Source organism: Streptomyces sp. WM6386 (genome assembly GCF_000972385.1).
In the GTDB taxonomy this organism is placed as follows: Bacteria; Actinomycetota; Actinomycetes; order Streptomycetales; family Streptomycetaceae; genus Streptomyces.
In genome coordinates this window covers 39,231-45,640 of the sequence record NZ_JXTE01000067.1, presented here as the reverse complement: position 1 = coordinate 45,640, position 6,410 = coordinate 39,231, and the positions used below count along the sequence as shown (strand labels likewise).

The window sequence follows — 6,410 nt, the reverse complement described above, 5'->3', positions numbered from 1 at the left end:
CGGTGGTGGGGGCGGCCGAGGCCGTGCTGGGGGACGCGGCGGGCTTCTTGGCGGGGAGCGCCTTGTCCGTGGCGATGGCGGAGCAGGCGGTCGTGGCGAGGAGGGCGGCCAGCGGAAGGGCGAGGAGAGGGCGGCTCATGTGTCCACGGGAGCACCGCGGGTGAGGGGCCACCAGCGCGGCGGGCCGGATGGGGTACGGGCGTTGGTGCCGGGGAGTGGAAAACCCCTGGCGCCCGTTGGCTCCCCACCGCTACCGTCGACCCCATGAAGCGCGCCAATCCGTCTGCCACGACGACGCCGGACCACGTCCCGGCGCGCTGACCCATGAGCTGACGCGAACCCCGGGGCGAGTGCCCCGGGGTTCTTCGCTGTCCGGCGGCTCTCGCCCTCTCACCGAGAGGAAACCGCCATGTCCGACCACCGCCGCCTCGGCCGAGAGCTCGACCTGTTCGACACCGACCCCCTGATGGGCGCGGGGCTGCCGTACTGGCTCCCGGACGGGGCCGTCGTACGCCACACCCTGGAGGAGTACGTCCGTGAGGCCGAGCGGGTCGGCGGCTACCGGCATGTGTACTCGCCCGTACTGGGCAAACGGGAGCTGTACGAGATCTCCGGGCACTGGGACCACTACAGCGAGGACATGTTCCCGCCCATGGAGCTGGGCAGCGAGCAGGTCGTGCTGCGACCCAGCCTCTGTCCCCACCACGCCCTCATCTACCGATCCCGCTCGCACAGTTACCGTGAACTCCCCCTCCGCATGGCCGAGTTGGGCGGCATGTACCGCTCCGAGCTGTCCGGTGTGCTCGGCGGGCTGACCCGGGTCCGGGCCATCCAGCTCAACGACGCCCATATCTTCTGCACCCTGGAGCAGGCCGTCGACGAGGCCCGCGCCGCCCTCGACCTGATCCGCCGCGCCTACGCCGACCTCGGCATCCGGGCCGCCCGGTACCGGCTGTCGCTGCCCGGGGAGGGCAACAAGTACGTGGCGGATCCGGACCTGTGGAGGCGGGCCACCGCCCTGCTGGAGCAGGTCCTGGACGGGGTCGAGTACGAGGCGGTGGAGGGCGAGGCGGCCTTCTACGGCCCGAAGATCGACGTGCAGATCACCGACCGCGCCGGCCGCGAGTCCACCCTCTCCACCGTGCAGATCGACTTCCACCAGCCCGAACGCTTCGACCTGCACTACATCGGCGCCGACGGGGCCAAGCACCGGCCGGTCATGGTGCACCGCAGCATCATCGGCAGTGTGGAACGGGCGGTCGCGCATCTCATCGAGGAGCACAACGGGGCGTTCCCGGCCTGGCTGGCACCGGTGCAACTGGTCGTGCTGCCCGTGTCGGAGGAGCAGTACGACCAGGCGCAGCAGGTCGTACGCCGCGCACTGGACCTCGGACTGCGGGCCGAACTCGCCGGTCCCGAGCACGGCACCCTCGGCGCCCGCATCCGTGCGGCACGGCTCGCGCCGTACGTCGCGGTGATCGGCGCACGGGAGGCCGACGGTGACCTGAGTGCCGTACGGCTGCGGGACGGACGCCGGCCGGGAGCCGTACCGGTGGAGGAGTTGCTGCACCGGGTCCGGTCGGTCGTCCAGGCGCGCGGGGCCGAACTGTGGGCCGCTGCGTAAGGTCGGTCCCGACGGAAGGAGTCCCCTGTGACCGCCCAGCCCATTCCCGTGATCATCGACTGCGACACCGGTGTCGACGACGCCCTGGCCCTGTTGTTCGCCGTACGCCATCCCGGTCTCGACGTGCGGGCGATCACCTGCGTGGCCGGGAACACCGACGTCGACGGTGTCGTACGCAACACCCTGACCGTCCTGGAGCAGGCCGGGGCCGGTGACATCCCCGTCGCGCGGGGCGCCGAGCGGCCGTTGGTCGAGCCGGCCCGGTCGGCGAAGCATGTGCACGGACAGGACGGGATGGGCGACCTCGGGCTCCCCGCGCCGACCCGGCGGGCGGTGGACGTGGACGCGGTGACGCTGCTGCGGCGGGAGATCCTGGCGTCGCCGCGGCCTGTGACGCTGATTCCGACGGCACCGCTGACGAACATCGCGCTGCTGCTGCGGACGCATCCCGAGGTGGTGCGGAACATCGAGCGGATCGTGTTCATGGGCGGGGCGGTGACCACGGGGAACGCGACGCCGGTCGCCGAGTTCAACGTCTGGCACGACCCGGAGGCGGCGGCGGTGCTGCTGACCGCGGGGGTGCCGATCACCATGTACGGGCTCGATGTGTTCAAGCGGGTGCTGGTGCCGGCGGCGGATGTGCAGCGGCTGCGGGCGAGTTCGGAGCCGCGGCTGCGGATGGCGGGGGAACTGCTGGCCCACCGTGATCCGGCGACGTCCGGGGATCCCACGCCGACGGGCGGGCTGGGAGACGCGGGGGCGGTGTGTGCGGTGGTGGATCCGGGGGGTCTGAGCACTGAGCTGCTGCCGGTCGAGGTGAGTCTGGCGCCGGGGGCGACTCGGGGGCAGACGATCGTCGACCGGCGGCCGCGGCCGGGGGAGGCCGAGATTCACGAGGGTGAGCGCGAATTGGCCCTGGTGGATGTGGGGTTGGACGTGGATGTGGAGCGGTACGTGAAGTTGTGGCTCTCGGTGGTGGAGGGCGACTAGGTGGTGACTTGGCTGCGGGCCGGCGGGGGCTGGTGGTGCAGTTCCCCGCGCCCCTGAAGGGGCGCGGGTCACCGCCGTTTCGTACCGCTACTACGCGCGCGTCGCCTTACGACGGCGCGTCGCCAGGACGATGCCCGCGCCGCCGGCCAGCAGGGCGGCCGCGCCGATGGCGATCGGGCCGGTCGCGCTGGAGCCGCCGGTCTCGGCGAGGTCGTCGTCGCCGCCGTTCGGGGTGGCCGCGGGGGCCGTGGTGGACGCCGAGGCGGACGGGGTGTCCGTCGACGGGGTCTCGGAGGCCGGAGGCGTGGACTCGGAGGCCGGGGGAGTGGACTCGGAGGCCGGCGGGGTCGACTCGGACGCCGGGGGAGTCGACTCGGCGGGCGGGGTCGCCGGAGGCGTGGTCTGTGTCGTCGAGCAGTCCTTCGTGCCGCCGTTCCAGGCCGCGATCAGCTTGTCCTTGATGACCGGGCGGTCCGGACCCTTGGGCAGCTCACCGTGGGTGAAGCCGTCGCCCGCGTCGAGGTTGCCGTCGAACTTCGTGGCGCCCCGGTAGAGGTCGATCTGCGCGTAGCAGCCGGCGTCGGGCACCGCGATGTCGAGGGAGTCGGTCTGGCCCTGCTTGGCGGTCACCGTGTCGAAGTCGACGAAGATCTGCTCGCCGGAGGTCGCGAAGGTCGGACCGTGGGCGATGTAGGAGGCCAGCGAGGCCGTGCAGGTGGCCGCGTCCTGAGCCGCGCGGACCTTGATGTGGACCTTGCCGTCCTCGGTCGGCTTCAGGTTCTGGTCGTCGACCTTGACCGAGTCGAAGAAGCTGACCCCGTCCAGGGAGAACTGGCAGCGGTCGGTCCCGGTCTCCGTACCCGCGCCCGTGCCGGGCTTGTAGGTACCGCCGTGGTTCCAGCCGTCGCCGCCGGGCCCGGTGGCCCAGGCGGCGGATGCGCCCGAGGCGCAGAGGGCGAGCGTCGCGGCGCCCGTCCCCAGCAGGCGGCGCACAGTGACACGTCTCGCTATGGACATGCGTATCCCATCAGGGTGGAGTGATCCGAAAACGCCGAGGGCACAGAAAAGCACTCGGCAACACTGGGCTCATTGGTCACATGCGCCACAGCTGCGGACAGCTTGGATCTCGCCGCCGAACAGTGTCAACCTGCGGGAATACAAGGTCGGTTCCTTGGCCATCACAATTCCGCCACACAAGGAACAGGGTGCTCCGCACAGCCGGGAGGTTCGTCCCTCCACAGGTGTGGACAGATTCCCCTTTGTTCGTCTTTGCCGTAGGCACAGAGCACCCAGGAGATCGTGTGACCCCCGACCTCTCGTCCAGGGACCCGAACTGGTGGCGGCAGGCTGTCGTCTACCAGGTCTACCCCCGAAGCTTCGGCGATGCCGACGGCGACGGGCTCGGTGACATCAGAGGCGTCACCGAGCGGCTCACGCATCTGAGCGGCCTCGGCGTCGACGCCCTGTGGCTGAGCCCCTTCTATCCGTCCGAGCTGGCCGACGGCGGCTACGACGTCGCCGACTACCGGGACGTCGACCCGCGCCTGGGCACCCTCGACGACTTCGACGCCATGGTCGCCGAGGCCCACCGCCTCGGACTGAAGGTCATCGTCGACCTCGTCCCCAACCACAGCTCCCACCAGCACGTATGGTTCCAGGAGGCGCTCGCCGCCGGGCCCGGCTCGGCCGCCCGCGAGCGGTATGTCTTCCGGGACGGGCGGGGTGCGCACGGGGAACTGCCGCCCACCGACTGGCAGTCCGTGTTCGGCGGCAGTGCGTGGCAGCGGGTGCCGGACGGGCAGTGGTATCTGCACCTGTTCACACCCGAGCAGCCCGACTTCAACTGGGACCACGACGAGGTCCGCGCCGACTTCCGCACCACCCTGTGCTTCTGGTCCGACCGGGGCGTCGACGGCTTCCGCGTCGACGTGGCCCACGCCCTGGCCAAGGACCTCGCCGAGCCGCTGCGCGACCTCGGGGCACCCGAACTGAGCGGCGAGGGGGCGCTGACCGAGTTCGCGCCCGGCACCCACCCCTTCTTCGACCGCGACGAGGTCCACGAGATCTACCGCGACTGGCGGGGGGTCTTCGACTCCTACCGCCCGCCCCGCATGGCGGTCGCCGAGGCCTGGGTCCCGAGCGCGGCCCGGCGCGCGCAGTACGCCCGCCCCGAGGAGCTCGGCCAGGCCTTCAACTTCGCCTATCTGCTCGCGGGCTGGGACGCGACGGAACTGCGCCAGGTCATCGTCGACTCCCTCGCCGGTGCCCGCGAGGCGGGGGCCTCGGCCACCTGGGTGCTCTCCAACCACGACGTCGTACGCCACGCCTCCCGCCTGATGCTCCCGCCGGGCACGGACGAGAACGCCTGGCTGCTCTCCGGCGGCCACGCATCCCAGGTCGACGCCTCCAAGGGGCTGGGCCGTGCGCGCGCCGCCACGCTTCTCATGCTGGCGCTGCCCGGATCCTCGTACGTCTACCAGGGCGAGGAACTCGGTCTGCCCGAGGTCGCCGATCTGCCCGTCGAGGTGCTCCAGGACCCCATCTGGGAGCAGACGGGACGCGTCCGCAAGGGCCGTGACGGCTGCCGGGTGCCGCTGCCGTGGACGCGGACCGGGCCGTCGTACGGCTTCGGCGCGGGCGGGGCCTGGCTGCCGCAGCCGGAGAGCTTCGCGCAGTACGCCGTCGAGGCGCAGGACGGCAGCGAGGGCTCCACCCTGGAGCTGTATCGCACGGCCCTGAAGCTGCGCCGCAAACTGCTCGAGGGAGAGGCGCTGACCTGGACGGACGGGGCCGCCGACGGGGTGCTGGACTTCGTACGGCACGACGGGTGGCGGTGTGTGGCCAATCTGTCCCCGGCGGCGGTGGAGCTGCCGCCGGGTGAAGTGCTGCTCGCCAGCGGCCCGTTGGAGGACGGGCTGCTGGCACCGGACACGACCGTCTGGCTCGCCTAGTCACCCGATGGTGGGACTCGGGCTGGCGCCGCCGTTCGGGGTGCCGCCCGACTGTTCGCCCGGGATCGCGATCGGCGTGGACGTCGGGTTCGCCGGCGGGCTGAGCACGACCATCGGCTCACCGGGCTGCGGCGCCGGCGGGGTCAGGTCGTCGGTGGGCAGCTTGGGTGGGGTGGTCTGCTGGAAGAGGGCCTGGTCGAAGTTGACGAAGCCGGTCTTCTCCATGACCGTGATGTGGTCCAGGACCGTGTTGTTGGCCATGTCGGCCAGCGAGCGCACCAGCGAGTTCTTCGTGGTGGAGCGGATCTTGGCGATCGTGTTGAAGATCGAACCGTGGGTCGTGCGCAGGATGTTGGCGAAGGTCGAGTCGAACTCCCGCCCGTTGGCGGTCTGGATCTGGTTCACGAAGGCCACCTGCTGCGGGCTCGCCACGTTCGGCAGGGTGACATTGAGCATCGGGGCGATCTTGCGGCAGGCGGCGTCCAGGGCCGCGTGACCGTCCAGAAGATGCCGTCCCGCTTCCTTGACCTCCTCGGTCGTCCCCTTCTGCAGGGCGACGTTGCCCAGCGGGTACTCCCACAGGCCCGCCGCCCGGACCTTGACCACGAAGTCCCGGTCCTGCTCGGTCAACGGCCCCCACTGGGTCTGGGCGATGACGCGGTCCTGGGCGGTGGACACCTTGTCGAAGCCGAGCATCGCGGGATAGGCGAGCGCGACCAGGGTCAGGCTGAGCGCACCGCCCACGAAGAGCGTTCCCGTGGCATTCCGCGAAAAGCGCACCGTGGCTCCTGTTCCGATCGGGGTTGTTCGGCCCTGTAATACGGATGAGGAGCCACGGGTGTTCA

General features: G+C 71.0%; 4 protein-coding genes and 1 pseudogene. 3 read left to right on the top strand and 2 right to left on the bottom strand.

The annotated features are described in order from the left end of the window. Window positions 1-403: 403 nt before the first annotated feature. Both thrS and TN53_RS32120 read left to right on the top strand, forming a co-directional pair. Window positions 404-1,624, top strand: a pseudogene (thrS, locus tag TN53_RS32125) (threonine--tRNA ligase); the annotation flags it as partial. A gap of 27 nt (window positions 1,625-1,651) precedes the next feature. Then, complete coding sequence (locus tag TN53_RS32120; protein ID WP_046262265.1) at window positions 1,652-2,614, top strand: nucleoside hydrolase; 963 nt, start codon at window positions 1,652-1,654, stop codon at window positions 2,612-2,614. A 90-nt stretch (window positions 2,615-2,704) separates the two neighbouring features. Here TN53_RS32120 and TN53_RS32115 read toward each other — a convergent pair whose 3' ends face one another. Continuing rightward, window positions 2,705-3,631: an LAETG motif-containing sortase-dependent surface protein gene (locus TN53_RS32115; RefSeq protein ID WP_046262264.1), complete on the bottom strand. Its 927-nt coding sequence runs from the start codon at window positions 3,629-3,631 to the stop codon at window positions 2,705-2,707. Window positions 3,632-3,915: 284 nt separating this feature from the next. On the opposite strand from TN53_RS32115, the gene TN53_RS32110 reads away from it, so the two are divergent. Next, window positions 3,916-5,565 carry a glycoside hydrolase family 13 protein gene (locus TN53_RS32110; protein WP_095046848.1) on the top strand — a complete coding sequence of 550 codons (1,650 nt, stop codon included), beginning with the start codon at window positions 3,916-3,918 and terminating at the stop codon, window positions 5,563-5,565. Here TN53_RS32110 and TN53_RS32105 read toward each other — a convergent pair whose 3' ends face one another. Beyond that, entirely contained in the window at window positions 5,566-6,309 is a 744-nt protein-coding gene (locus TN53_RS32105; protein WP_046262262.1) for a DUF4142 domain-containing protein, read from the bottom strand. Between the last annotated feature and the right edge of the window lie 101 nt (window positions 6,310-6,410).

Bases quoted from the DNA above. Each gene is read 5' to 3' on its own strand.
- TN53_RS32115 (WP_046262264.1), bottom strand. From the start codon at position 3,631: ATGTCCATAGCGAGACGTGTCACTGTGCGCCGCCTGCTGGGGACGGGC.